This window comes from Methylobacterium sp. Ger2507, assembly GCF_055231875.1.
In genome coordinates this window covers 1181852-1205404 of the sequence record NZ_JBUYVC010000001.1, presented here as the reverse complement: position 1 = coordinate 1205404, position 23553 = coordinate 1181852, and the positions used below count along the sequence as shown (strand labels likewise).

The window sequence follows — 23553 nt, the reverse complement described above, 5'->3', positions numbered from 1 at the left end:
GCATGATCCCCTTTCTCGACCGACCCCTCGTCCAGTTCGGCCTCGCGCTCGCCACCGTGCTGATCCTGCCGCTCGCCATGCGCTCGGGCACGCTCGCCAGCGAGATCCTGATCTTCGGATTGGCGGTCGCCGCCTGCAACCTGCTGCTGGGCTATACCGGCCTTCTCTCGTTCGGACAGGGCATCTTCTTCGGGTTGGGCAGCTACGTCGCCGGGCTCGGCCTCGTGCGGGCCGGTCTGCCCGCCCCCGTCATGCTGCTGCTGTCCCTGGCCCTCGGTGCCCTGGTGGCGGCCGCCGTGGGCTGGGTCTCGATCCGGCGCCAGGGCGTCTATTTCGTGATGCTGACGCTGGCCTTCTCGCAGATGTTCTACTTCCTGGCCTACACCTTCAGCGGCGTCACCGGCGGCGATAACGGCCTCCTCGACATCCCCCGTCCGCGCCTCGGCGGCACCGTGCTGAGCGACGCCTGGACCTATTACGCCTACGTCGCCGTGCTCTTCCTCGTGCTGTTCGCCACCCTGCAGCGGGTCGCGCTCTCGACCTTCGGGCGCACGCTGCTCGCCATCCGCGACAACGAGGGCCGGGCCGGGGCCATCGGCTATCCGGTGCGGGCGTTCAAGGTCGCGGCCTTTGCGATCTCGGGCGCAGTCACGGCCTTGGCGGGCGCGCTCCACGCCATGCTGATCGGCGTCGCCCCCCTGTCGAACATCGACTATCACACCAGCGAAACCCTGCTGATCATGACGATCATCGGCGGCAGCGCCAACCTGTTCGCCTCGCTCCTCGGCGCCGGCGCCTACCTGCTCGCCGCCGACGCCCTCTCGGCGATCTGGCCGCGCTGGCTGCTGCTCCTCGGGCTCCTCCTCATCGTCATCACGCTGTTCCTGCAGCGCGGCCTCTGGGGCCTGATCGAGCGCGCCGTCGCCCTGGTGACGCGGGCGCCGCCGCCCGCGGAGAGCCTTCCCCTCCCCCTTGTGGGGAGGGGCCAGGGGTGGCGCCGCCAGCCTCCGCCGGTCGAGGGCCACCCAGCCACCCCCACCGCCAACTCCTCCCCACAAGGGGGAGGAGGGCAGCCTGGTGCCCGGCCGGCCCCGGAGGCGAACCGATGAGCGAGCCCATCCTCGCCACCGACGCCTTGAGCGTCCGCTACGGCAGCTTCGTCGCCCTGCAGGACGTGACCCTGCGCATCAGGCAGAACAGCGTCCACTCGATCATCGGTCCCAATGGCGCCGGCAAGACCACCCTGTTCCACGCGCTCACCGGCCGGATCGCGCCTTCGGCCGGGCGCATCGCCCTGGCCGGCCGGGACATCACCCGGACCGCGGACCACGAGCGCGTGCGCCTCGGCCTCGCCCGTTCGTTCCAGGTCACCAGCCTGTTCCCGACGCTCAGTGTTCGCGAGAACCTGCGGCTGGCGGCACAGGGTCGGACGCCCTGGCAAGCGCTCGCGCCCTGGCGCCGGGCGGAGGCGAACCGGCCGGCCCTCGCCATGGCGGAGGCGATGCTGGACCGCCTCGACCTGATCCGCGTGGCGCTCCGCGCCGCCGGCGAACTCTCCCACGGCCAGCAGCGCCGCCTCGAAGTCGGTATGGCGATGGCGGCCGCGCCGAAGGTCATCCTCCTCGATGAGCCGACCTCCGGCATGGGCATCGACGACATCGCCGCGATGACGGCGCTGATCCGCGACCTCGGCCGCGACCACACCGTGCTGTTCATCGAGCACAACATGGGCATCGTCATGAACATCTCCGACACCGTGACGGTGATGCGCGCCGGCCGCGTGCTGGTGGAGGGGCCGCCGGCCCGGGTCCGCGACGACCCCGAGGTGCGCCGGGCCTATCTCGGCAACATGATCACGGGAGATCTGGTCTCGTGAGTGGTCCCGCCGCCCTCAGCGTGGAGGACGTCCACGGCTATTACGGCAAGAGCCACATCCTCCAGGGCGTCAGCCTGGAGGTGCGGGCCGGCGAGATCGTCTGCCTGCTCGGCCGCAACGGCGCCGGCAAGACCTCGACCCTGAAGGCGATCAGCGGCCTCCTGCCTCCGCGCGGCGGCCGCGTGCGCTTCCACGACACCGACGTGGCGGGTTGGCCCGCCCATCGCATCGCGCGGGCCGGCCTCACCCTCGTGCCGGAGGATCGCGGCATCTTCAGCCTGCTCAGCGTCAAGGAGAATCTCCGCATCGCCGTCCGCAGGGGCTCGCCCTGGGGCATGGCCGAGATCTACGCGATGTTCCCGCGCCTCGAAGAGCGCCGCCGCAACGGGGGCGCGCAGCTCTCGGGGGGCGAGCAGCAGATGCTCTCCATCGCCCGCGCCCTGCTCAGCGGCCCGAAGCTCCTCATGCTCGACGAGCCGGTGGAGGGGCTGGCCCCCGTCATCGTCGAAGAGATCGTGGCCCAGATCCGCGCCATCCGCGACGCCGGGGTCCCGATCCTGCTTGTGGAGCAGAACCTGGCGGTCTGCACGAGCCTCGCCGACCGCCACTACATCCTCGAGCTTGGCCGCGTCGCCTACGCGGCCGGCAATGCCGAATTCAAGGCCGACGACGCCGCGCGCGACCGCTTCCTCGGCGTCAAGGCCGCCTGATCGCGGACCGCGTGAGCACCAGGAAACCCGGGACACCATGTCGAACCTGACCATCAACGCCGAGCGCCTCTGGGACACCCTGACGGAGACCGCCGCGATCGGCGGCACGCCGGATGGCGGCATCGCCCGCCTGACCCTCAGCGAGGACGACCGCCGGGTGCGCGACTGGCTCAAGGCCCAGGTCGCGGCGCTCGGCTGCACCCTCACGGTGGATGCCGCCGGCAACATGTTCGCCCTGCGCCCCGGCCGGAACCCGGACCTGAAGCCCATCGCGTTGGGCAGCCACCTCGACACCCAGCCCACCGGGGGCAAGTTCGACGGGGTGCTGGGCGTGCTGGCCGGGCTCGAAGTGCTGCGCACCCTCGACGGGGCCGGCTACGTCACCGAGGCGCCGCTGCTCCTGGTCAACTGGACCAACGAGGAGGGCGCGCGCTTCGCCCCCGCGATGCTGGGCTCCGGCGTCTATGCGGGCATCTACGACGGCGCCTGGGCCGAGGCCCGCCGGGACAGCGCCGGCACCAGCTTCGGCGCAGCCCTCGACGCCATCGGGTATCGCGGCGCGGCCGTCCCCGGCTCGGTGCCGTTCGGGGCGATGTTCGAACTGCACATTGAGCAGGGTCCGATCCTGGAGGCGGAGGGGGCCACCATCGGTGTGGTTCAGGGCGTGCAGGGCATGCGGTGGTTCGAGGTCACCCTGGAGGGCCGGTCGTCCCACACCGGCTCGACCCCGATGCCGCTGCGCCGCAACGCGCTGGTCGGCGCCGCCCGCCTGGTCGAAGCGGTGGATGCCGCCGCCCACGCGCACGCCCCCGACGCGGTCGGGACCGTCGGCCACCTCACGGTGACGCCGAACTCCAACAACGTCATTCCCGGCCACGTCTTCCTTACCGTCGACCTGCGCCACCCGCAGGACGCGGTGCTCGACGCCATGGAGGCGGCCCTGCGGGCGGCCGTCGAACGCGTCACCACCGACCTCGCCCTGGAAACCCGGCTCGAACCCATTTCCCGGATCGCGCCCGTCGCCTTCGATCCGGACTGCATCGCCTCCGTCCGGCGCGCGGCCGAGAAGGGCGGGCATCCCACCCGCGACATGGTCTCGGGCGCCGGGCACGACGCCGCCCACGTCGCCGCCCTGGTGCCCACCACCATGGTGTTCGTGCCGAGCGCCGGGGGCCTCAGCCACAACCCGGCGGAGTCGACCTCGCCCACCGAATGCGCCGCCGGCGCGCAGGTGCTGCTCGACGCGGTGCTCGACTACGATTCCCGCCATTCCGCCTCGGCCTGATCGAACGACGTGAGTTGCTGCCATGCGTATCGTCACCGCCCGGGTGAACCACGAGACCAACACCTTCTCGCCGCTGGCCACCCCCCTGGCGGCCTTCAACCCGCTCTGGGGGGCGGAAGCTCTGGCGGCGGGGCGCGACGCCACCACGGCGCTCGGCGCCTTCATCCGCTTCGCCGAGGCGCGCGGCGCCACCGTCGTGGTTCCGGTATCGGCCCATGCCAACCCGAGCGGCCCGGTGGCGGACGCGGCCTTCGAGGCGCTGAGCGCGGCGATCCTCGCGGCGATCGGCCCGGGATGCGACGCCATCCTGCTCGACCTGCATGGGGCGATGGTGACCGAGAGCCACGACGACGGCGAGGGTGAATTGCTCGCCCGCATCCGCGCCCTGGCGCCGCACGTGCCGCTCGGCGTCGCCCTCGACCTCCACGGCAACATCACGGCCCGGATGGTGGCGAACTGCGACGCGATCGCGGGCTTCAAGACCTATCCGCACGTCGACATGGCCGAGACCGGCGCCCTGGTCGCCGGCATCGTCGGGCGCATGCTCGACGAAGACCTCAAACCCCACCGCGCCTGGGTCCACCCGCCGATGCTCGCCCACACCCTGCGGATGGACACCCGCGTGCCCGGCCCGATGCAGGACGCCGTCGCGGCGGCCCGCGCGGCGGAGACCCGCCCCGGCGTGCTCGCCGCCACGATCTTCGGCGGCTTCGCCCTGGCCGACCTGTTCGAAGCGGGCGTCTCGGTCACGGTCACGGCCGAGACGCAGGAGGCCGCCGACCAGGCCGCCCAGGATCTCGCCGCGGAACTCTGGTCCGCGCGCGACGCCTTCGTCTACGCCGAGGCGCCGCTCGGCGCATCGATCGCGGCGGCCAAGGCGGCGCTGGCGCAGCCCGGGACGGGTCCGGTGCTCCTCCTCGACCACGGCGACAACTGCATGTCGGGCGGCACCTGCGACGTGATGGACGTCCTCGCCGCCGCCCTCGAGGCGGGCCTGGACGGCCTCCTCGCCGGCCCGATCTGCGATCCCCAGGCCGTCGCCGCCCTGCACGCGGCCGGCCTCGGCGCGGCGGTCGCGATCGGCGTCGGCAACCGCGTGCCGCTCCCGGGGTTTTCCGCTCAGCCCCCCCTGATGGTCGCCGGGACGGTGGCGGCCCTCGGCGACGGCACCTACGTCATCACCGGCCCGACCTATACGGGTCAACGCTGCCGCATGGGCCGGGCGGCGGTGCTGGACACGGGCGCCGCCCGCATCCTCGTCACGGAGGAGCCCCACGAGCCCTGGGACCTCGGCGTGTTCACCAGCCTCGGCCTCGACCCGGCAGCGGCCCGGGTGCTGATCCTGAAGTCGCGGATGTATTGCCGGCCGGTGTTCGAGCCCCTCGCCCGCGCGGTGGTGGACTGCGCGAGCCGGGGCGTCACCAGCTCGGATTACGGCCTGTTCCCGTTCGGCAAGCTGGCCCGCCCGATCTTCCCCCTCGACGCGGACGTGTCCTGGGCGCCGGCGAGCCCGGCGGCCCGATGAGCGCGCCCGAGGACGCCGGTCCGCCCGCGCCGCTGCGGCGGATCAAGCTGTCCGACCAGATCGCCGAGGATTTGTGCAACCGGATCGCCCGCGAGCGCCTGGCCCCGGGCGACCGCCTGCCGAACGAGCGCGCCCTGATGCAGCATTACGGCTGCGCCAAGGGCACGATCCGCGAGGCCCTGAAGGCCCTGGAGGTCCAGGGGCTGGTGACGATGCAGTCCGGCCCCAACGGCGGCCCGGAGATCCGCCCGATCTCGGTGGACGCCGCCGCGCAGCAGCTGCGCCGCTTCCTCCACTTCCAGGAACTCGACTTCGCCCAAGTCTACGCCCTGCGCCGCAGCCTGGAGGTGACGCTCGGCGTCAGCGTGGTCGGCCGCCTCGGGGACGCGGAGTTCCGCCGCCTGGAGGCGAACATGGCGGCCTGCGCGGCCGCCAACGCGGGCGATCAGCGCGGCCTCGGCCGCGTGGTGGAGGTCGATTTCCACGACATCCTGTGCGACGCCAGCGACAACCCGCTGCTGGCCTTCATGTGCCGGTTTCTCAACAGCCTGCTGCGCGACCTCGTGGAGTTCCGCAGCGACAGCCTCACCGAGCACGAAGCCTTCGGCGCCCACAATCTCGAAAGCCACCGCGCCCTCGTGGCCGCCTACCGCGCCGAGGATGCCGAAGCCGTCCGCCGCGAGATGCACAACCACATGTGCTGCGCCGAGCACTTCATGCAGCGCCTCGACGCCAAGTTCCGGAAGGACCTGTTGAGCCGGCGGGGAGCGAACGGCGCGGCGTCGTGAGCAGGACCCGCGCTCGGCTCGACTCTGTCGTTTTCGTTTGTGCGATCGGGATAACCGGTTTCCACGGATCCCTGGCAGACTCTAGAGTTCACGCAGCCAGGACATCAGGCGTGACGCGCGGTCGTCATGCGGGCAGACCTGGTAGGTGGCGTCGACCTCGCTCGGGTTCAGGCCGTACTTGCGCCGGAACGCCCGGCTGAACACCTGCTCGTTCTCGAAACCACTCTCGAACGCCAGTTGCGCGATCTTCGGGCGGCGCCCGCCGGGGGCGGAGGCGATCTGCTGCATGGCGTGCGCGAGGCGCCGGCTGCGGATATAGGCGTAGACCCCCCCATCGGCCTCGAACAGCTTGTAGAGGGGCGTCCGCGACAGGCCGAACTTGGCCATCAGGGTCTCGGCGTCGATCGTGGCGAGGTTTCGGTCGATCGCCTGACGCACGGCGATCCCGAGGACGCCGGTGTGATTGTAGGCGCTGTCCGACTCCGCCACGAACGCCGCGTTGCAGAGGGCGATGGAGGCCTCGGCGAGCCGGTCCTTCTGCAGCGGCGCCGCCGTCCGAAGGCAGGTCCGCAAGCCTTTCAGATGGTCGGCGAGCAGCAGGGTGAGGGGCGTGGTCGTCGGAGGGATGATCCGTCCATGCCAACTCGACGGATCGCCGCGCCAAGCATCCAGGACACGGCGCGGCACGATCGCGCCCAATTCGGCTCCTCCGCCCGCGCGGTCAATCGAGAGTTCCTGAGAAAGATCGAAGACGACCAGCATCTCCTGCTCGATTTCCGAAACGCACCCTCCGGTTGCAATCCGTTTCTGACCTGAAAGCTGAAGCGAGATGCAGATGTGATCGATGTTCTGGTTCGCGATTTGTGGCGATTTTCTCTCCGCGACCTGCTTGAAGCCGTCGGCCTCGGTAAACATCATTTTCTTGAGATTATAATATCTCTGGTATACGGTTTGCGGAACGAAGACATCCTGCTCGCAACGCACCTCGAACAGATCCGCCAAACCATCGATCCAGGCTCTTCGGCGCGTATTATTGTCGGGGATGTTCTGGAACAGATATTCGATCATCCATCCAAGCCAAGAACTGGCCCTCGCTAGTGCCTGAATTACGATAAACAATCCCTGCTTATGTTCCTCGAGAAACTTATTGATCGCCCCAGGCGCCGTGAATAGCGCCGCCGCGTTTCCGCAGGATCCAGGACGGATCGTCCGGATTGACGGATGGAACGTCCGTCCGTGCACACGCCATCATCATCCGCGGACCGGCACGCATCCGCCCTGGTGCACGTTTTGCGTGCAGCGAGGCCAATTGGTCGGCTGAAATGGCACTGGGTCGATTCGCCAGCGCCACACGCACACGGGTTTCGGCGGCGCGAGTCGCTCGACCTGGAGCGTGCCCGCGGCGGGCTCCACGGCCGAAGCCCGTCCGCCCAAGCCTGCAATCTCGGTGGAATCGGCACAGCCATGCAATCGCCCCTCCCGATTGGGATAGAGAAAGATTTGGCGTCGCCTATATTTTCTTGGAGATTCGACACTAGTCTTAAAGAATAGTATCTCTGGGTCAATAGGTTGCGGCAGCGAACCCGATATCCAAATCTAGACAGACTATCCTCCGCTCCTGACGGGACAGATGGCCTGACGGCCCGCGTCGACCTCGGACGACAGCCTGCTCGCATGGCCGCAGGGAAAGCGGAGGCCGAGCGGTTCGAGACCGATGGTCCCGGTCGGACGCTCCAATCGAAGCCAGCAGGATCGGGTTCAGGGCGTGACGACAGGCCAATCCAGAACGTCGCGGGCGCGTGATCTTGGAACGCCTCCCGCAGCATCGGAACGCAATTCGATCACCTTCCATCACGGATCACCGACCCGACATCCAATGCCATTTTCAAGAGACGTTCGATCGAGTTCGAATAATCTCGAAATTACTGAGCTGGCATCGATCCAAGACTTGTCAGATCATCGAAGTCATCGAAATCTCCGCTGCAGAATCCGCTCCCGATGTGCCGGAAGGGATCTGGAGGACGAAGCTGAAGTCGAAGAGGAGGCGGAAGCCGAAAGGGACAAGGCTTCCGGCGATTTCCGCTCGTTCGCGGCGGGGCCGTCCAGCAGGGGTCCGGCCGGGTCCGGGTTTGCCAGACGCACGGTCGAGGAACGTCCGGCCCGCTTGCGGGTCCGACCGGAGCCGAGTGTCGCAAATCCGATCGTCATGAAAATCGCCCATAAGGCAACGCACGTGATCCCGATCCGCACACCCTCCCACGAGGGGCCGGACTGCGTCATCATCAGGGTGGCGCCCATCAGCCCTGCGCCTGCGGCTAGCCATCGGGACAGTTCGGAAACGAGAGCCATGGCCGGCCGGATCATGCCGTGAGAGGGGCCGTGACCGCACGGGCGTGCGGGATTTCCGGGTGCAACTCGGCGCGGTCATCGAACCGCGCCGAGTTGCTGGGTCCGTTTAGCGCAGCAGCTGCAGGATGCTCTGGTTCGCCTGATTGGCGAGGGACAGCGCCGAGACGCCGAGCGATTGCTGAATCTGCAGGGCGTTCGAGTTGGCAGCCTCCTCGTTCATGTCCGCCGCCGTCAGGTTGGAGGCGCCGGTATTGAGGATGTTTGTCATGCTTTTGGTGAAGTCCTGACGCGTCATGATGATCGACATGTTCGAGGAGAGCACGTTCGACTGTGCCTTCAGCGTGTTGAGCGCGTTGGTTAGCGCTTCAGACGCCTTCGTGAGGTCCGCATTGTTCTGAACGCTGAAATTCGCCCCAGCAGCGGATGTAGCCGCGTCCTGCATCAGACCGATCCCAAGGTTGGTCGAGTTGGTCAACGTGCCTTGCACGGTGAGCTTTGCCTGTTCCGGCCCGGTCAGCTCGTTGAAGATGACCGAGGTTTTGTCGCCGTTGAGCAGATTGACGCCGCTGACGCCGGCCCCCTTGGCGGTCGAATCGATCTGGCCGCGCAGGATATTGAACTGATCGACCAGAGCCGTCCGGGCGGCCGATGTGAGGCCTCCGACGACGGCATTCGTCTTCGTACCGAACACCCGCGTCGTCGCCTGTGCGTTGGCGACGAAGCCGGTCGCGGGTGCCGTCGCGGCCCCACCGAGACTGATCGTCAAAGGATCGGAGCCCTCGCCGACCACCTGCATCAAGCCCTGGGCATCCACCGACGCAGTGGCGAGGCCCGACTTGTTGATCTGGCTGACAAGGTCGGCGACCGTGTCGGTCGCCGAGATCGTGTAGCTGTAGCTCGCGTTGCCCGCCGAAATCTGCATCGTGTTGACGGTCGTCGCCAGCCCGACGTTTCCGTTGGGGCCGGCCGTGGCCGGGGCGACTGGGGCTTTCAGGGTCATGCCGAGGGCGTAGTCACGCTGGCTCTTGCCGGCGGTAGTGGCCTGGGCCAAGCTACCGAGGGCTTGGGACCCGGAAATCTTGGGCAGGTTTACAGCGGCGCTGCTCTGGGCCTGCAGCACCATCGCCTGCATCGACTTCACGTAGTCGGAGATCGTGTCGAGGCCGGTCGATGCCGCCTTGATGGTCTGGATGCCGGTGGACATACCCGCGAGCAGGCTCGTGAGGGAACCGGCGCGATCCGTGAGCGCCTGCGCGGTGAAATACTTAACCGGATCATCCAATGCGCTGTTGACGCTCTTTCGGGTGGCGAGGCGTTCCTGATTGGTTGCCATCAGCGACGCGGTTTTCTGCAAAGAGAGCACGCCGTCACGGGCAGACTGGGTTAGACCAATAGAATAGTTCATGTGATGCAATCCTGGTCCGGAGCTATAGATGCCGTCTAGGCACATCAATCTCGGACGGGATTGGTTTATGGGCTTCTAAGTGCAGACTTCCGAATCGATTGATTAGGTGACAGTCCGTCCTTTACTTAGGACGATGCGTACTTTAGCCAAATTCGATCGCTCTGAGCCTCGATCCGGCGTCTCCAGCGCGGCGCGCCGGCGGTCCGTCGGTGCGCTGCGCCCCGGGGACGGACCGGCCGGCGGGAATCGCCGGGACTCGGGCCGCGCCGGATGGTATCCGCCCGCCGAACCAATCCATGGTCGTTTGAGCGCTGGATGGATGCCGGAGACGTGTCGACGATGAGGATCACCGCGTGAATGGGCAGGCACAGCCCCCGTCCCCCGAGGCTCGCCCGGCTCCCGAGGCGCGTCCGGCTCCCGAGGCGCGTCCGGCTTCCAAGACGCGTCCGGCTCCCGGACGGCCCGCCGAGGTGTTCCGGGTGTTCCTCAAGCTCGGCCTGACCGCGTTCGGCGGCCCGATCGCCCACCTGGGCTACTTTCGGGAAGAGCTGGTGCAGCGCCGGCGCTGGATCGACGAGGCGGGTTATGCCGACCTCGTCGCCCTGTGCCAGTTCCTGCCGGGGCCGGCCTCGAGCCAGGTCGGGTTCGCTCTCGGGCTGCTGCGCGGCGGCGGCCTGCTCGGGGGGCTCGCCGCCTGGGCAGCCTTCACCCTGCCCTCCGCCCTGGCGCTCCTGGCCTTCGCCCTCTCGGCCGGCGCCCTGACCGGACCGTGGGCGGCGGCCGTGCTGCACGGCCTCAAGCTGGTGGCCGTGGCGGTGGTGGCGCAAGCCCTGTGGGGCATGGCCCGGTCGCTCACCCCGGACCGTCCCCGCGCCGGAATCGCGGTCGCGGCGTTGATGGGCGTCGTCCTTCTGCCCGGCGCTGTCGGACAGGCGCTGGCGATCGCCCTCGGGGCCGCGGCCGGGCTGCTCCTGTGCCGGGCCGGCGCGGGGCCGGCGGACGGCACCGCCCGGCCCGCCGGCACGCTCAGGGTTCCGGTCTCGCGCCGGGCCGGCGCGGCGGCTCTGCTCGTCTTCGCCCTCCTGCTCGCCCTGCTGCTCCTCGGGCCGGCCCTCCTGGCGCCCGGCTTCGGCGGGCAGGGGCTCGCCCTGTTCGAGGCCTTCGCCCGCGCCGGCGCCCTGGTGTTCGGCGGCGGCCACGTCGTCCTGCCCCTGCTCCAGGCGGAGGTGGTCGGCCCCGGCTGGATCGACCCGGCCGGGTTCCTCGCCGGCTACGGCGCCGCCCAGGCGGTGCCCGGCCCGCTCTTCACCGTGGCGGCCTATCTGGGCGCCGCCGTCGGACCGGCGCCGCACGGCCTCCCCGGAGCCGCGATCGCCCTGGTGGCGATCTTCCTGCCGGGGCTGCTCCTGGTCTACGGCGCGCTGCCGTACTGGCACGGTCTCCGCGCCCGGCCTCGCGCCCAGGCGGCGATGCGGGGCGCCAACGCCGCCGTGGTCGGCCTCCTGGGCGCCGCCCTCTACGATCCCGTCTGGATCAGCGCCGTCGGCAACGCCCGCGATTTCGCCGTCGCCGTGCTGGCCTTCTGCCTGCTCACCGTGGGGCGGGTGCCGCCCTGGATCGTGGTGCTGGTCACCGCCGCCGGCGGCGTCGCCCTGTCCTGGGCCTGAGGGGCGATCACGGGCGCACCGCCGGGGTCTCCACCGGAAGGGGTGCGGCGCGGTCCATCAGGTAGCGCTCGAGGGCGACGAATTCCGGTGCGCCATAGGCGAAGGGCTCGGCCCGCATCCCCGTCATGCAGTTACGCAGGCGCCGCTGCACCGAGCCGAGGCCCTGCCATTCGAGGCGGTAGAGCGGGTAGCCGGTGGGATGGCCCTGCGGGATCAGGGCGGCCCCGAGGCGACGCCCGTAATTGCCGTCGTGGCAGGCGGCGCAGGACAGGCCGAGCTGGCCCATGCGCTGGGTGAACAGCGCTCGCCCCGCCGATCGGGCGGGGCCGAGGCGGGCGTCGGCGGGGACCGTGATCGGCAGGCCCGCGGATTGGGCGGCGACGTAGGCGGTGAGGCCCAGAAGCTCCCGGCTCTCGTAGGCGTAGGGCTCCGCGCCCTGGTGGCGCCGGCGGCAGGCGTTGATCCGGCCCTGGAGGTCGATCGGGGCGGCGGTCGCCTCGTCCCAGGCCGGGTAGCCGGCAGCAACGCCACGCATCGCGGTCGCCGCCTCTCCGTGGCAGCCGGCGCAGGCGGGCCGGTCGTTCGCCGGGGCCGTACTCCAGAGGTCCGCCCCGTCCTGCAGCCAGAGCAGGCCCGGATTGGCGTCCGCATCGCGCTGCATCGCCTGGATGTCCGGGCTCATCCCGTCGAAGCTCGAGCGCCGCTCGGCCGGCGGAATTTCGGCCGGTGGAATCTCGGCCGGTGGAATCTCCCCCGCCCCGGCCGACCCGGTCGCGAGCGCCGCCAGCATCAGGAGCGCGGCCCGCCTCACGTCACCGTCAGGGTCGCGGTCTCGGTCTGGACGAAACCGTTGTCGCCGCGCCAAGTGAAGGTCAGCGTGCCGGTCCGCGTCGCCAGCAGGGTGAAGGTCAGGTAGGGATTGGCGGCGGCGGCCGGAAACAGCTCGGCCCGGAACACCGGCTCGCCGTCGTACAGGCAGGTGAAGTCGGTGATGATGTCGCGCGGCCGGATCCGCCCGTCGGCCCCCGGCCGGAAGCCGGTCTCCATCGGATGCGAAATCAGGGTCTTGATCGTCACGACCTCGCCGGCCGTCGCGGCTTTCGGAACGTTGATCAGGGTGCGGGCCATGGCCGGTCAGCCCTCCAGGCAGGCGGCGAGGGTGACGATGGCATCCGCCGTGGTCGACCAGTAGCGGCCGTCGCTGGTCTCCGCGATGGCGGTGATGCGTTGCGTGTCGGCAAGGCGGATTCGGGTCGTCAAAACCGCGCGACCTCCACGCGACCCCAAGTATACGGTGATGACATTCGGCTGCGGATTCTTGTCGTTGAACACGGCGATGCGGCGGACATGGTCCTCCTCCGTCATCGGGCTGTCGACCGTCACCGTGATGGTCACCGCGTTGCCGTTCTCCACCAGCGGCGGCAGGTCGAGATGGACCCGCCCCGGCCGGATCTCCGCCGCTCCGGCAAAGCGCCGGATGGCCTCGGCGGTGCTCTCGGTACGCGTCGCGGCCTCCGCCGCCACCGGGCGCAGCACCACCGCGGCAGCGGCCCCGGGCCCGAGGGCGAGGATGCGGCGGCGGCTCGGACCCCGGGGATTGTGCGGGCTCACGGCACCGGCCTTTCCGAAGGTGTGTCGCGCAGGGTTATGAGAAAAGCCACAATGTCCTCAATGGCCTGGGCCTCCAGCACCGGCCGGTCGCGCCAGGCTGCGCCGATCCGCACCGTCTCCTGCAGGCTGTAATAGGAGGGCATGATCGTGTCCGGGTTCAAGGCCCGGCCATCGACGAGCCGCAGGCGCAGCGCGCCGGGCGAGAGCCGGCCGCCGACGCCCGAGAGGTCAGGGCCGAGATTGCCCGGAAAGCGCTCCTCGGGAAACGGCCCGGCATGGCAGAGCAGGCACAGGCCCCGGGTGCGGTCGACGACGAGGGTCCGGCCCCGCTCGGGGTCCCCCGGCGCCGTGGTCAAGGGCTCCGGAATTTCCCGACCCACGATGGTGACGGGACGCAGGGCGGCCTCCCCCGCAACCGCCGCCGAGGCCAGGAGCAGCCCGCCGATCCAGACCCATCCGGGGCGTCCGATCACCCGAAAACCTGCCGGGTGATGGTGCGGTACCAGTCGGCGGCATAGAGCGCCTCCTGGGCGCGCAGGGTCATCGGCGCATCGACCGGGCTGATCCCGCCAGCGCCCTCCACGTCAGCGAGGACACCACCCGCGGGATGGTAGACGCCCGCGATCGAGATGCCGTAGCCGGGCGCCACCAAGCTGTAACAGGTGTTGATCAGCTTGGGCGTCTCGGGCGCGCGCCCGGCCAGGAGGTCGATCACCGCATCGGCGCAGACCTTGCCCTGCGCATTGGCCGAGAACGCGGATTTGGGCATCGCCCCGGCAATGGCCGCGTCGCCGATGACGTGGATGCCGGGCATCAACCGCGACTCGAAGGTGACCGGATCGATGGGGCACCAGCCGCTGCGGTCGACGACTCCGGCGATGGCGGCGATCCGGCCCGCCCGCTGGGGTGGGATGATGCAGGCGACATCCGCCTTGTACTCCGCGAAGTCGGTGCGGACGATCATGGCATCCGGATCGACGGCACTGACTTGGCCGCCCTCGGCCAGCGGCACGTATTCGAGCTGGGTCGGGTAAAGCGCCGCCCAGGCCGACTGGAACAGGCGCTGCTTCGAGAAGGTGTCCTTGGCATCGAGCAGGATCAGCTTTGCCCGCGGCTTGCGGGTCTTCAGCACGTGGGCGATCAGGCTCGCCCGCTCGTAGGGGCCGGGCGGGCAGCGATAGGGATTGCCAGGAACCGACAGCACCACGGTGCCGTCCTCCGGCATGGCGGCGATTTGCCGAGCGAGGAGCAGCGTCTGCTCACCGGCCTTCCAGGCATGGGGCATACGGCTGGCAGCGGCCTCGTCGTAGCCCGGGATGGCATCGAAGCGCAGGTCGATGCCCGGCGAGAGCACGAGGCGGTCATAGGGGAGTGCCGTGCCATCGGCGAGCGTCACCCGGCGGGCCCCCGAGTCGATACCCGTGGCGGCTTCGTGCACCACGCGGATGCCGGCGCGGACGAGACCTCCGTAGCCGAAACGCTGCGCCGCCATCGGCTGGAGGCCAGCGATGACCTCGTTGCTGAACGGGCAGGAGACGTAGGTCGGGTTGACCTCTACGAGTGTCACATCGAGGCCACCCCGATGGAGCGCACGGGCGGCCGTAGCCCCCCCGAATCCGCCGCCGATCACCACCACCTTCGGCACGGCCTTCGCGATGGCGGGCCCTACCAGGGCAAGGGCCGCCCCTGTGGCGAGGAGAGCGCGGCGCGTCGGGCTCATGGTCGCTCCTGGCCTGTCGCGTTGCTCTGCCCTACGGCGGCAGCAGGCTGCCGCGACAGATAGGCGGCGATCGCCTGGGACTCCGCGTCCGAAAATCCCTTCGCTATGCGACTCATCACGCTCGCGGGCCGCTCGCCCGAACGATAGGCGGTGAGGGCCGCCGCGATCTCGGTCTCCGGGCGACCGTCGATCGCCCCCATCGCCGCCCCCTCGGCATGGCACCCGGCGCAGGAGGAGGCGCCTGGCGGCGGGCGCTCAGCCGCCAGGGCCATGCCCATCGGTCCGGCCAGCAGCCAGGCCGCGACCATCGACAAGCGCGTCACGCTCGGCGCAGATCCGTGTTCTTCACCGGCATCTGGCGCACGCGCTTGCCGGTGGCTGCATAGATGGCGTTCAGGACGGCAGGGGCCGCGACCGCGATGGTGGGCTCGCCGACCCCACCCCAGAACCCGCCCGATGGCATCACGATCGTCTCGACCACCGGCATCTCCTGAAGCCGCATCACGGGGTAGGTGTCGAAGTTCGTCTGCTCGATGCGGCCGTCCTTGACCGTGCATTCCTGGTAGAGCGCCGCAGACAGGCCATAGACGAAAGACCCCGCGATCTGAGCGTCGATCTGTTGCGGATTGAGGGCGTGGCCCGGATCGGTGGCCGCGACGATGCGATGAACCTTGACCGCCCCATCATCACCGACCGAGACCTCGGCCACCGCCGCCACGTAGGAGCCGAAGCCCATCATCTGAGCGAGGCCTCGATGGACGCCCGCGGGAGGCTTTTCGCCCCAGCCCGCTTTGTCGGCCACCGCCTGCAGCACCGCCCGGTGCTTTGGGTGCTTCTCCATCAGCTTCAACCGGAAGGCCAGAGGATCCTGACCAGCCGCATGGGCGAGTTCGTCCATGAAGCATTCTAGATAGATGGCGTTGGGATTCATGTTCACGCCGCGCCAGAAGCCCGGCGGAACGTGCGGATTGCGCATGGCATGATCGACGAGGATGTTCGGGATCGCGTAGCCGATCGCCGCCTCTGCGCCGCCAGCGTTGAGGCCCTGGAACACCACCGGGTCCTTGCCGTCGACCATTCGGTTCGGTGCAACTGAAACCAGGATCGACTGGCCGGAAATGCGCATGTGCAGCCCGGTCAGGTTGCCGGCCTCGTCCAGCCCGGCACGCATTCGGCACTGCGTGATCGGATGGTAGCGCCCGTGGGTCATGTCCTCTTCGCGGGTCCAGATCAGCTTGATCGGCGTCCCGGGCATCTCTTTCGCGATCAGCACAGCTTGGCGCAGCCAGTCGTGCGTGGCACCGCGCCGGCCGAAGCCGCCACCGAGCAGGAGCTTGTAGACGTCGCACTTGGCAGCCGAGAGACCGGCAGCCTCTGCGACGGCAGCGAGTGCCGCCTCGCCGTTCTGGGTCGGCGCCCAGGCCTCACAGCGCTCCGACGTCCAGCGTACCGTGGCGTTCATCGGCTCCATGGTGGCGTGGTTCTGGAACGGCACGCCATAGGTCGCCTCCACAACCCGGGCCGCGTTCTTCAGGGCGGCTGCGACGTCGCCACCCTTGTTGCCCACGTAGGTTTCCTCGGCATCGAGGCCCTCGCGCAGGGTCGCCGCGATGGTCTCGCTCGAGACCTGCCCGTTCGGCCCGTCATCCCAGACGATCGGCAGGGCCTCCACGGCGGTCTTGGCGCGCCAGAACGTGTCGGCGACCACCGCTACGGCCGAATCGCCGACCGCCACAACCTTCTTGACGCCAGGCATGCCTTCGACCGCCTTGGCGTCGAAGCTCTTCACGGTGCCGCCGAAGACCGGACAGTCGCGGATCGCGGCGTTCTGCAGGCCGGGCATGTTGAGGTCGATGCCGTAGATCTGACTGCCGTCAGTCTTCTCGACGGTGTCGAGGCGCTTCACCGGCTTTCCGGCGATGGTCCAATCCTTCGGGTCCTTGAGGACGATGTCCTTCGGCGGGGTGATCTTGGCCGCCGCCATCGCGACCGCGCCGAAGGTGATGGTACGACCTGAGCCGGCGTGGCTGATCACGCCCTTGTCGATGCGGCACGTGTCCGGGGCCACACCCCAGCCCTTGGCGGCGGCCTCGACCAGCATGATGCGGGCGGCCGCGCCCCCCTTGCGGACGTAGTCCTGAGATTCGCGGATGCCGCGGCTGCCGCCGGTGCCGAAATCGCCCCAGACCCGGCCGCGGGCGACGTTCTGGCCCGGCGTCGGGTACTCGGTGACCACCTTGCTCCAGTCGCAGCCGAGTTCCTCGGCCACGAGCTGGGCGAGTCCCGTGAGGGTGCCCTGCCCCATTTCGGAGCGGGCGATGCGGATCACCACCGTCTCGTCGGGCCTGATCACCACCCAGGCATTCACCTCGGGGGTGAGAACGGTCGGAGCCCCCTGGGCGACGGCCTCACCCGGGAACGGCACATGGAATCCCAGGCTGAGGCCGCCGGCTGAGGCGACGGCACCGGCTACGAACGTGCGGCGGGAAGGCTTGCTGGGAGGCGCGTTCATGGCTCTCTCCTCAACCCGCCTGACCGCCGTTGGCCGCGAGCTTGATGCCGGCCAAGACGCGATTGTAGGTGCCGCACCGGCAGATGTTGGTGATCTCGGAGCGGATCTCCGCGTCGCTGGGATGCGGGTTCTGCGCAAGAAGCGCCGCCGAGGCCATGATCATCCCGGACTGACAGAAGCCGCATTGCGGGACGTCGAGTTCGGCCCAGGCCTTCTGCACCGGGTGCGAGCGGTCCTGCGACAGGCCTTCGATCGTCACGATCTTCTGGTCCGGCGTGACGCTGGACACCGGCATCGAACAGGAGCGCACAGCCGTGCCATCGATATGCACCGTGCAGGCGCCGCACTGGGCGATGCCGCAACCGTACTTCGTACCGGTGAGGCCCGCCTGTTCACGGATGACCCAGAGGAGCGGGGTGTCAGGCTCGGCCTCGACCTCGCGGATGGCACCGTTCACGTTCAAACGGATCATGCGTTTCCTGCCATGGTGTTCGGCCGTGGATTGCGCTCCGCGAAAGGCCGCAGCGCGGGCTCCGCCTTTGGAATGATCGTACGGTACCGTGGTCGACCAAGTCCACAGCCATTCCTCGCGACGAAAGGCGCGCTGAAAACATGTTCGCGCTCGCCTGGCATACGGACATCATCAAAGCGCCATCGATCGGCGCACGCGCTGGCGTTGCGAACCGGAAGTGACCGCGAGATCTGAACGAAGCGAAGCAGACCGACCCGAAGGCACGCTGGACAAGGGGTAAGGGCTCCCAGAACCGCACAACGCCCCCCCGACTGGGGGGGCGATCAGGGTTCGGCGACGGTGAGTCCAAACCGGCATGGGGGACGTTCACAGGAGGCCAAAATCCGCCGGCTCCAAGCTTGTGAGAGGAGGGCTGCAGAAAGAGGCTTGTCGCATCGACACTTCTGATCCGCACCCCCTCGCACCCTGATCGTACATCCCGCTTCCTCAGTCAGCGCCACGATCACATTGGCGTGACATCATGGAGTGGCCGACGGCCCTTTCAACAGCCCTGCTTTTTGTTAATGCAAGATTTGTCGAGACCTGACCCGCCACAGTTTATACTCGCGGCAAGAGGAAGCGTGCGGTGGCGGCGGCGTGGGACGGCGAGCGCGCCATCATGCTCCCATGCTAGGAACGACGCCGGTCGTGCGATCCCCTGCATTCACGCAGTCCCGACGCTTCCGTCCTATCCAAGAAAGGCATCTTCGCAATGAGCTTCGCCGCCGGCGCCGACATCAGCCTGCTCATTCGGAAGCTGGAAACAATCATCACGATCTCGGATGCGGAGCGTCATGCCATCGAGCGTCTGCCGGTGATGCGTCGCCAGCTCGGCGCGCACCAGGATATCGTGCGCGACGGCGATCAACCCACGCAATGCTGCCTCCTGATCGAGGGCTGGGCCTTCCGCTACAAGCTGCTGGACGAGGGCAAGCGCCAGATCCTCTCCGTGCACATCCCCGGCGACATTCCGGACCTGCAGAGTCTCCATCTGCCGGTCATGGATCACAACCTGAGCTCCCTCACCGCGTGCACGCTCGCCTTCATTCCGCATGACGCGTTGCTCGATCTCACCCGCAACCACCCCGGCGTCACCGCAGCCCTATGGCGCGACACACTGGTGGATGCCGCGATCTTCCGAGAGTGGATGACCAATATCGGCCGGCGCTCGACGCTCGGCCGGATCACCCACCTGTTCTGCGAACTCTACCTGAAGCTGGAGGCCATGGATCTCGCTCGGGACCATAGCTGCGAGATGGCTCTGACCCAGAGCGATATCGCCGACGCGATCGGGGTGTCGAACGTCCACGTGAACCGCGTCCTGCAGGAGTTGCGCGGTCAGGGCTTACTCACCCTTCAGGGACAGCGCCTCGTCATTCACGATTGGAACGAGCTGACGAAGCGTGCGGAATTCGATCCGGCCTACCTGCATCAGGAGCGGCGGCCCAGCCCATGATCCTGAGCCTCCAGCCCATCCGGATCCGTACGGAGAGCAACGACGGTGAGGGGCGCCTGGTGCTGGCCGAGGGTGTCCTCGTCGCCATCCTCGTCCGGCTCTCGGCCGATCATGGCGCTGCGGCGGGATACTGGTTCCTGGAGGCGGGGTTCGGCAGCCTAACTTATCCCAGACCACCGGCGTTTCTCGATCTGACGACAGCACTCGACTGGATCACGCAGCGTTGCGATCAGCGCCCCTGAGGGTACTCGCGCGATGACGTCCGGGCACGCCAGCCGAGGGCGAGGAGCGCGGCCCCTCCGACCAGCGCCGCACCGGCAACGCTGAGCGGCCGGGCCGAGGGAACGCCCTTGCGGGCGCGCCAACCGCCGCTTGCCCGGGGCGTATCGCCGAGCGGCGCACGGAGGGCCCCGTGCGTGCGCGGCGCCGGATTCGCCCGATCGAGGGCGCTGTGGATCGCGATGCCCATGAGATGTTCGGTCGGCCCGGGGGCCAGGGCGTAGGCGACCTGCGCCGCACGGGCCGGCCAGCCCACCGCGACCTCGTCGTGCGGGTGGCGGGCGAGGTGCACGAAGGTCTCGGCCACGTCTTCGGGGGCGTAGACCAGGGGGCCGGTGTCGATGGTCCGGCCGGAGACGTTGGCGCCGTGATCCAGACCGGGGGTGTCGACCATGGCGGGAAACACCGAGCAGACGTGGATATCGCGATGGCGGCGCAGCTCCTGGCGCAGGCTGGCGGTGAAGCCGCGCAGGCCGAACTTGCTGGCCGTGTAGGCGGCGGCGAACGGCGCCGGAGCCCAGCCGCCGAGCGAGATGTTGGTGATCAGAGTCCCCCGACCCTGGCGCAGAAAGTGAGGCAGCGCCGCATAGGCGCCGTACATGCCGCCCAGCAGGTTCACCGCGATGGTGCGGTGGTGCAGGTCGAGGGGCGCGTCCTGGTAGGGGCCGAACACTCCGGTGCCTGCATTGTTGATCCAAACGTCGATCCGCCCGTAGGCGTGGTAGGCGGCGCTCGCCAGGGCCTCGACGGCGGACGCGTCGGTGACGTCGGTCGGGACGGCCAGAGCCTCGCCCCCGAGCTTGCGGCAGTCGCGGGCGAGATCGGCGAGCGCCTCGGCCCGGCGGGCGGCCAGCACCACCCGGGCGCCCCGTTCGGCGAAGGCGAAAGCGGCCGCGCGCCCGATGCCGCTCGATGCTCCGGTGATCACCACCACGCTGTTCCGCAGGTCCCGCATGCCTTGGAATTCCCCGTCCCGGAGGCGCCGCGCGCCGCCTTGCGTGCTCGGCCAACCGGACCCGCGGGGGCGCTGTTCCGAAGCGCGGGAGCCTGACGCTCAGGGCAGCCAGAGCCGGTGGCCGTCGGGGTCCTGAAGGCGGCGCGGACCGGCGACCGAGGCTTCACCGGCGAAGACCAGAACCGTGGCGGCGATGTCGTGATCGCCGCAGGTGTGTCCGGCGCGGGGAAATAGCCCTGCGTAGTCAAGGAGTTCGACATGTGGCGTCGGGGCGCCGGGCGGGCGCAGGCCGGTCACCGCCACGCGCGGGTCGGGTACGCCGTCGAGGCGCGCCTGCTCGGGACCGACATTGGTGGAGCGCGACGCCACCGAGAAGCCGAGGCCCTCGTAGAAGGCGAGGCTGGCGGCGGAATCCGCCACCGAGATCGCCGAATGGTCGATGCCGAGGCAGGGATCGGGTCCGCCGCCGCGCCAGGTCTCCGGCTCATGTCCGGCGGGAAACGCAAGCAATTCAAGGGGATGCCCCTCGGGATCGCGGAACTTGAAGGCGGTCACGCCGCCCGAGGCCGCCGGCAGGCGCTCCGGTCCCGCCGTGGAGATCGGGCGCCAGCCCGGGGTCGCCGACAGGCGCGCGAAGGCGGCCGCCATGTCCGAGACCACGATGGCGATGTGCTGAAACAGCGGGCTCCAGCCCGGCACGTCGTCGGGATAGGGACGGCCCGGCCGGTCGAATCCGACGAGGTCGAGGGCCTGGGCACCGAGGCTGAGGGACACCCCATGCGTGCCAAAAGTGGTTCGCTGGTCGACCGAAGGTCGTGTCGAGGTCGTGCGCGAAAACCCGAGTGCGGCCGTGAAATACCGCGCCAGTATTTCAGGGTCGGCGCTGACCAGGCGAATCCGCTCGAGGCGCAGCGGTCCGGCTCCGAGGCCCGGCGTCCCGCCCGCCATCATGGGGTCTGAACCCCACGCCGGTTGAGGAAGATGGCATACAGGGTGTGCGAGCCGCCGATGAACAGGCGGTTCTTCATCCGGCCGCCGAAGGTCAGGTTCGAGACCCGGTGCGGCACGAAGATCTTGCCCATCAGGTTGCCGGAGGGATCGATGCAGTGGACCCCGTCGGCGGCGCTGCTCCAGACGTTGCCGTCCTCGTCGACCCGCATCCCGTCGCAGTAGCCGGGCGCGACGGTGTGGAAGACCTCGCCGCCCGAGAGCGCGAAGTCGGGGCCGACGTCGAAGGCGCGGATGTATTGGCGCGGGTTGGGCCGGGTCTGGTCGCCGGTCTCGGCCACGTAGAGCCGGCGCTCGTCGGGCGAGAAGGCCAGCCCGTTCGGCCCGTCGAAATCACGGGCCATGGCGCGGATGGTGCCCGAAGCCGGGTCGAGGCGATACAGCGCCGGGGGCTGCTCGGAGACTTGGCGCCCACCCTCGTAGTCGTTCGAGATGCCGTAGACCGGGTCGGTGAACCAGATCGCCCCGTCCGAGGCCACCACCACGTCGTTGGGGGCGTTGAGCCGGCGCCCGGCATGGTGGGTGACCAGCGTGGTGACGGCGCCGTCCTGTTCGGTGCGATACAGGCAGCGGCCGCGATGCGCGCAGGCGATCAGGCGGCCCTGCCGGTCGCGGGTCTGGCCGTTGGCGTAGTCCGAGGGCGCCCGATAGACCGAGAGCCCCTCCGCCTCGCTCCACCGCATGGTGCGGTTGCGCGGCAGATCCTGGAACAGCAGGCAGTCGGCGTCGCCGAACCAGACCGGCCCCTCGATCCAGCGGAAGCCGCTGGCGATCTCCTCCAGTTCGGCATTGCCCAGCATGTACCCGGCAAAGCGCGGATCGACGACCTCGAACCCCGGGTTTTGGAGCCTGGACGCCATGGGGCTACCGGAACCGGCACGGGGTGGCGAGGGTCGGCGGCGCATCGAACTGCACCACCATCAGCACGGCGGGCGCGTCGCCGACCGTGCCGGAGAGGTGCCCCTGGCGCCCGTCCACCGCCTTCGTGTTCTGGTCCTCTCCGAAGGAGATCTCGCCGGGACCCATCTCGACGCGGGTCCCGTCCATGGATTCGACGAACCAGCGACCCGAGAGCGGGATGATCCATTGCGGCTTCGGGTTCTCGTGCCAGGCGCCGGTCCACCCCACCGGCTGCACCGTGACCATCACGGTGGCGCCGTCATGGGTCTTGGTGCCCTGCCATTGCGGGTCGGCCGGCGGCTGCATCGACTTCATGTCGAAATCGGTCAGCGCGCAGCGGGTCTGGTGGCTGACGCCCTCGGCGTCGGTCCACAGGTGCCAGTAGGGAACGCGGGGCTTCTCCGGCGTCGTCTCGTCGCTCATGGGTTGGTCCTGACGGTCTCGGGGACAGAGGCGGTGCGGTAGGGCTGCGACGAGGCGAGCGGATCGGCGAGAAAGAGCCGCACCGTGTCGGCCCCGGTGCCGAAGGTGATGAGGAGAAATCCGCCCGCGAGGGCGAAGTTCTTGAGGAAGTCCCAGAACAGGCCCCGGCCCTTGCTGTCGCCGCCGGCCCAGAAGTCGCCGGGGCGCCAGAACTGCTTCCACAGCAGCGCCGTGACGCCGCAATAGCCGGCGAGCACGAAGGCGGCGGCCCGATCGGCGATGCCGGTGAGGATGCCGAGCGACATCACCACCTCGACGAACAGCCCCGCGAGGATGAGCGCGCGGGCGAGCCCGGTGCGGGCGACGCGCTCGCGGGCCTGACCCACCGCGCCCCGAAAATTCAGGATCTTGTCCAGCGCGCTGAAGGGCAGGAACAGCAGGACCAGGAGAAGCCGGACCGCGAAGGCGATGCCGATGCTGAGAGCGACCAAGATTCGGTCCTGACCTGAAAGGAGCGACGCGCCGGGATGAGACGGCTCGGCGGAACGTGATGCTATCGGCGGTTGAACGCGG

At 69.1% G+C, this 23553-nt stretch carries 24 protein-coding genes; 9 read left to right on the top strand and 15 right to left on the bottom strand.

Going from position 1 to position 23553, the window contains the following annotated elements; all coding sequences use genetic code 11:
• The first annotated feature begins 2 nt into the window (after window positions 1-2).
• Genes ACV7NL_RS05565 through ACV7NL_RS05540 form a run of 6 tightly spaced genes read left to right on the top strand, consistent with a single transcriptional unit; the run spans window position 3 to window position 6184 of the window.
• Entirely contained in the window at window positions 3-1109 is a 1107-nt protein-coding gene (locus ACV7NL_RS05565) for a branched-chain amino acid ABC transporter permease (protein ID WP_082507903.1), read from the top strand.
• The gene (locus ACV7NL_RS05560) at window positions 1106-1876 is read left to right on the top strand and encodes an ABC transporter ATP-binding protein (RefSeq protein WP_463355143.1); all 771 of its coding nucleotides are present in this window, start codon (window positions 1106-1108) and stop codon (window positions 1874-1876) included. The genes ACV7NL_RS05565 and ACV7NL_RS05560 overlap by 4 nt, the downstream gene beginning before the upstream one ends.
• The gene (locus tag ACV7NL_RS05555; protein ID WP_463355142.1) at window positions 1873-2586 is read left to right on the top strand and encodes an ABC transporter ATP-binding protein; all 714 of its coding nucleotides are present in this window, start codon (window positions 1873-1875) and stop codon (window positions 2584-2586) included. The genes ACV7NL_RS05560 and ACV7NL_RS05555 overlap by 4 nt, the downstream gene beginning before the upstream one ends.
• A 37-nt stretch (window positions 2587-2623) precedes the next feature.
• On the top strand, window positions 2624-3871 hold the full coding sequence (locus ACV7NL_RS05550) for a Zn-dependent hydrolase (RefSeq protein WP_056480664.1): 1248 nt from the start codon (window positions 2624-2626) through the stop codon (window positions 3869-3871).
• A gap of 22 nt (window positions 3872-3893) precedes the next feature.
• A complete protein-coding gene (locus ACV7NL_RS05545) occupies window positions 3894-5396 on the top strand; it encodes a M81 family metallopeptidase (protein ID WP_463355141.1) in 1503 nt (500 codons plus the stop codon).
• Window positions 5393-6184, top strand: coding sequence for a FadR/GntR family transcriptional regulator (locus ACV7NL_RS05540; RefSeq protein ID WP_056480660.1), 792 nt, complete (start codon window positions 5393-5395; stop codon window positions 6182-6184). Before ACV7NL_RS05545 ends, ACV7NL_RS05540 begins: the two co-directional genes overlap by 4 nt.
• 81 nt (window positions 6185-6265) lie before the next feature.
• Here ACV7NL_RS05540 and ACV7NL_RS05535 read toward each other — a convergent pair whose 3' ends face one another.
• Window positions 6266-7426 (bottom strand): helix-turn-helix domain-containing protein, encoded by a 1161-nt coding sequence (locus ACV7NL_RS05535; RefSeq protein ID WP_463355140.1) that lies wholly within the window; start codon window positions 7424-7426, stop codon window positions 6266-6268.
• A 1213-nt stretch (window positions 7427-8639) separates the two neighbouring features.
• Window positions 8640-9938 carry a flagellin N-terminal helical domain-containing protein gene (locus ACV7NL_RS05530; protein ID WP_463355139.1) on the bottom strand — a complete coding sequence of 433 codons (1299 nt, stop codon included), beginning with the start codon at window positions 9936-9938 and terminating at the stop codon, window positions 8640-8642.
• Window positions 9939-10408: 470 nt separating this feature from the next.
• Between ACV7NL_RS05530 and chrA the strand changes: the two genes are divergently transcribed.
• Window positions 10409-11605, top strand: coding sequence for a chromate efflux transporter (gene chrA, locus ACV7NL_RS05525; protein WP_463357063.1), 1197 nt, complete (start codon window positions 10409-10411; stop codon window positions 11603-11605).
• A 7-nt stretch (window positions 11606-11612) separates the two neighbouring features.
• On the opposite strand, the gene soxA is transcribed toward chrA, so the two are convergent.
• From soxA to ACV7NL_RS05485, 8 genes are read right to left on the bottom strand one after another with little or no spacing between them, the layout of a single operon-like run.
• On the bottom strand, window positions 11613-12395 hold the full coding sequence (gene soxA / locus ACV7NL_RS05520) for a sulfur oxidation c-type cytochrome SoxA (RefSeq protein WP_463357062.1): 783 nt from the start codon (window positions 12393-12395) through the stop codon (window positions 11613-11615).
• 17 nt (window positions 12396-12412) lie between these two features.
• Window positions 12413-12733 (bottom strand): thiosulfate oxidation carrier complex protein SoxZ, encoded by a 321-nt coding sequence (gene soxZ / locus ACV7NL_RS05515; protein ID WP_463355138.1) that lies wholly within the window; start codon window positions 12731-12733, stop codon window positions 12413-12415.
• Between the two features lie 6 nt (window positions 12734-12739).
• Window positions 12740-13216 carry a SoxY-related AACIE arm protein gene (locus ACV7NL_RS05510; protein ID WP_056480653.1) on the bottom strand — a complete coding sequence of 159 codons (477 nt, stop codon included), beginning with the start codon at window positions 13214-13216 and terminating at the stop codon, window positions 12740-12742.
• Complete coding sequence (gene soxX, locus ACV7NL_RS05505) at window positions 13213-13689, bottom strand: sulfur oxidation c-type cytochrome SoxX (protein ID WP_463355137.1); 477 nt, start codon at window positions 13687-13689, stop codon at window positions 13213-13215. Before soxX ends, ACV7NL_RS05510 begins: the two co-directional genes overlap by 4 nt.
• Complete coding sequence (locus ACV7NL_RS05500) at window positions 13686-14936, bottom strand: FCSD flavin-binding domain-containing protein (protein ID WP_463355136.1); 1251 nt, start codon at window positions 14934-14936, stop codon at window positions 13686-13688. The genes soxX and ACV7NL_RS05500 overlap by 4 nt, the downstream gene beginning before the upstream one ends.
• A complete protein-coding gene (locus ACV7NL_RS05495; protein WP_244478401.1) occupies window positions 14933-15259 on the bottom strand; it encodes a c-type cytochrome in 327 nt (108 codons plus the stop codon). Before ACV7NL_RS05495 ends, ACV7NL_RS05500 begins: the two co-directional genes overlap by 4 nt.
• A complete protein-coding gene (locus ACV7NL_RS05490; protein WP_463355135.1) occupies window positions 15256-17448 on the bottom strand; it encodes a xanthine dehydrogenase family protein molybdopterin-binding subunit in 2193 nt (730 codons plus the stop codon). The genes ACV7NL_RS05495 and ACV7NL_RS05490 overlap by 4 nt, the downstream gene beginning before the upstream one ends.
• 10 nt (window positions 17449-17458) lie before the next feature.
• Window positions 17459-17920 carry a (2Fe-2S)-binding protein gene (locus ACV7NL_RS05485; protein WP_056184687.1) on the bottom strand — a complete coding sequence of 154 codons (462 nt, stop codon included), beginning with the start codon at window positions 17918-17920 and terminating at the stop codon, window positions 17459-17461.
• A gap of 751 nt (window positions 17921-18671) precedes the next feature.
• Here ACV7NL_RS05485 and ACV7NL_RS05480 point away from each other — a divergent pair.
• Both ACV7NL_RS05480 and ACV7NL_RS05475 read left to right on the top strand, forming a co-directional pair.
• On the top strand, window positions 18672-19415 hold the full coding sequence (locus ACV7NL_RS05480) for a Crp/Fnr family transcriptional regulator (protein WP_056480644.1): 744 nt from the start codon (window positions 18672-18674) through the stop codon (window positions 19413-19415).
• A complete protein-coding gene (locus ACV7NL_RS05475; RefSeq protein ID WP_463355134.1) occupies window positions 19412-19657 on the top strand; it encodes a hypothetical protein in 246 nt (81 codons plus the stop codon). Before ACV7NL_RS05480 ends, ACV7NL_RS05475 begins: the two co-directional genes overlap by 4 nt.
• On the opposite strand, the gene ACV7NL_RS05470 is transcribed toward ACV7NL_RS05475, so the two are convergent.
• From ACV7NL_RS05470 to ACV7NL_RS05450, 5 genes are all read right to left on the bottom strand, one after another.
• Window positions 19645-20649, bottom strand: coding sequence for an SDR family oxidoreductase (locus ACV7NL_RS05470; RefSeq protein ID WP_463355133.1), 1005 nt, complete (start codon window positions 20647-20649; stop codon window positions 19645-19647). The two genes, ACV7NL_RS05475 and ACV7NL_RS05470, sit on opposite strands and share 13 nt — an antisense overlap.
• A gap of 99 nt (window positions 20650-20748) precedes the next feature.
• Window positions 20749-21600, bottom strand: a complete 852-nt coding sequence (locus ACV7NL_RS05465; RefSeq protein WP_463355132.1) for a VOC family protein — start codon at window positions 21598-21600, stop codon at window positions 20749-20751.
• Window positions 21597-22517 (bottom strand): SMP-30/gluconolactonase/LRE family protein, encoded by a 921-nt coding sequence (locus tag ACV7NL_RS05460; RefSeq protein ID WP_056184697.1) that lies wholly within the window; start codon window positions 22515-22517, stop codon window positions 21597-21599. Before ACV7NL_RS05460 ends, ACV7NL_RS05465 begins: the two co-directional genes overlap by 4 nt.
• Window positions 22518-22521: 4 nt before the next feature.
• Window positions 22522-22980, bottom strand: coding sequence for a cupin domain-containing protein (locus ACV7NL_RS05455; protein ID WP_056184698.1), 459 nt, complete (start codon window positions 22978-22980; stop codon window positions 22522-22524).
• A complete protein-coding gene (locus tag ACV7NL_RS05450) occupies window positions 22977-23471 on the bottom strand; it encodes a DoxX family membrane protein (protein ID WP_056184701.1) in 495 nt (164 codons plus the stop codon). The genes ACV7NL_RS05455 and ACV7NL_RS05450 overlap by 4 nt, the downstream gene beginning before the upstream one ends.
• Window positions 23472-23553 lie beyond the last annotated feature (82 nt).

Excerpts from the sequence above, each read along its gene's own strand:
- ACV7NL_RS05565 (WP_082507903.1), top strand. The coding sequence starts at position 3 with ATGATCCCCTTTCTCGACCGACCCCTCGTCCAGTTCGGCCTCGCGCTC.
- ACV7NL_RS05560 (WP_463355143.1), top strand. The coding sequence starts at position 1,106 with ATGAGCGAGCCCATCCTCGCCACCGACGCCTTGAGCGTCCGCTACGGC.
- ACV7NL_RS05550 (WP_056480664.1), top strand. The coding sequence starts at position 2,624 with ATGTCGAACCTGACCATCAACGCCGAGCGCCTCTGGGACACCCTGACG.
- ACV7NL_RS05545 (WP_463355141.1), top strand. The coding sequence starts at position 3,894 with ATGCGTATCGTCACCGCCCGGGTGAACCACGAGACCAACACCTTCTCG.
- ACV7NL_RS05540 (WP_056480660.1), top strand. The coding sequence starts at position 5,393 with ATGAGCGCGCCCGAGGACGCCGGTCCGCCCGCGCCGCTGCGGCGGATC.
- ACV7NL_RS05530 (WP_463355139.1), bottom strand. The coding sequence starts at position 9,938 with ATGAACTATTCTATTGGTCTAACCCAGTCTGCCCGTGACGGCGTGCTC.
- soxA (WP_463357062.1), bottom strand. The coding sequence starts at position 12,395 with ATGCTGGCGGCGCTCGCGACCGGGTCGGCCGGGGCGGGGGAGATTCCA.
- soxZ (WP_463355138.1), bottom strand. The coding sequence starts at position 12,733 with ATGGCCCGCACCCTGATCAACGTTCCGAAAGCCGCGACGGCCGGCGAG.
- ACV7NL_RS05500 (WP_463355136.1), bottom strand. The coding sequence starts at position 14,936 with ATGAGCCCGACGCGCCGCGCTCTCCTCGCCACAGGGGCGGCCCTTGCC.
- ACV7NL_RS05490 (WP_463355135.1), bottom strand. The coding sequence starts at position 17,448 with ATGAACGCGCCTCCCAGCAAGCCTTCCCGCCGCACGTTCGTAGCCGGT.
- ACV7NL_RS05485 (WP_056184687.1), bottom strand. The coding sequence starts at position 17,920 with ATGATCCGTTTGAACGTGAACGGTGCCATCCGCGAGGTCGAGGCCGAG.
- ACV7NL_RS05480 (WP_056480644.1), top strand. The coding sequence starts at position 18,672 with ATGAGCTTCGCCGCCGGCGCCGACATCAGCCTGCTCATTCGGAAGCTG.
- ACV7NL_RS05475 (WP_463355134.1), top strand. The coding sequence starts at position 19,412 with ATGATCCTGAGCCTCCAGCCCATCCGGATCCGTACGGAGAGCAACGAC.
- ACV7NL_RS05470 (WP_463355133.1), bottom strand. The coding sequence starts at position 20,649 with ATGCGGGACCTGCGGAACAGCGTGGTGGTGATCACCGGAGCATCGAGC.
- ACV7NL_RS05465 (WP_463355132.1), bottom strand. The coding sequence starts at position 21,600 with ATGATGGCGGGCGGGACGCCGGGCCTCGGAGCCGGACCGCTGCGCCTC.
- ACV7NL_RS05460 (WP_056184697.1), bottom strand. The coding sequence starts at position 22,517 with ATGGCGTCCAGGCTCCAAAACCCGGGGTTCGAGGTCGTCGATCCGCGC.
- ACV7NL_RS05455 (WP_056184698.1), bottom strand. The coding sequence starts at position 22,980 with ATGAGCGACGAGACGACGCCGGAGAAGCCCCGCGTTCCCTACTGGCAC.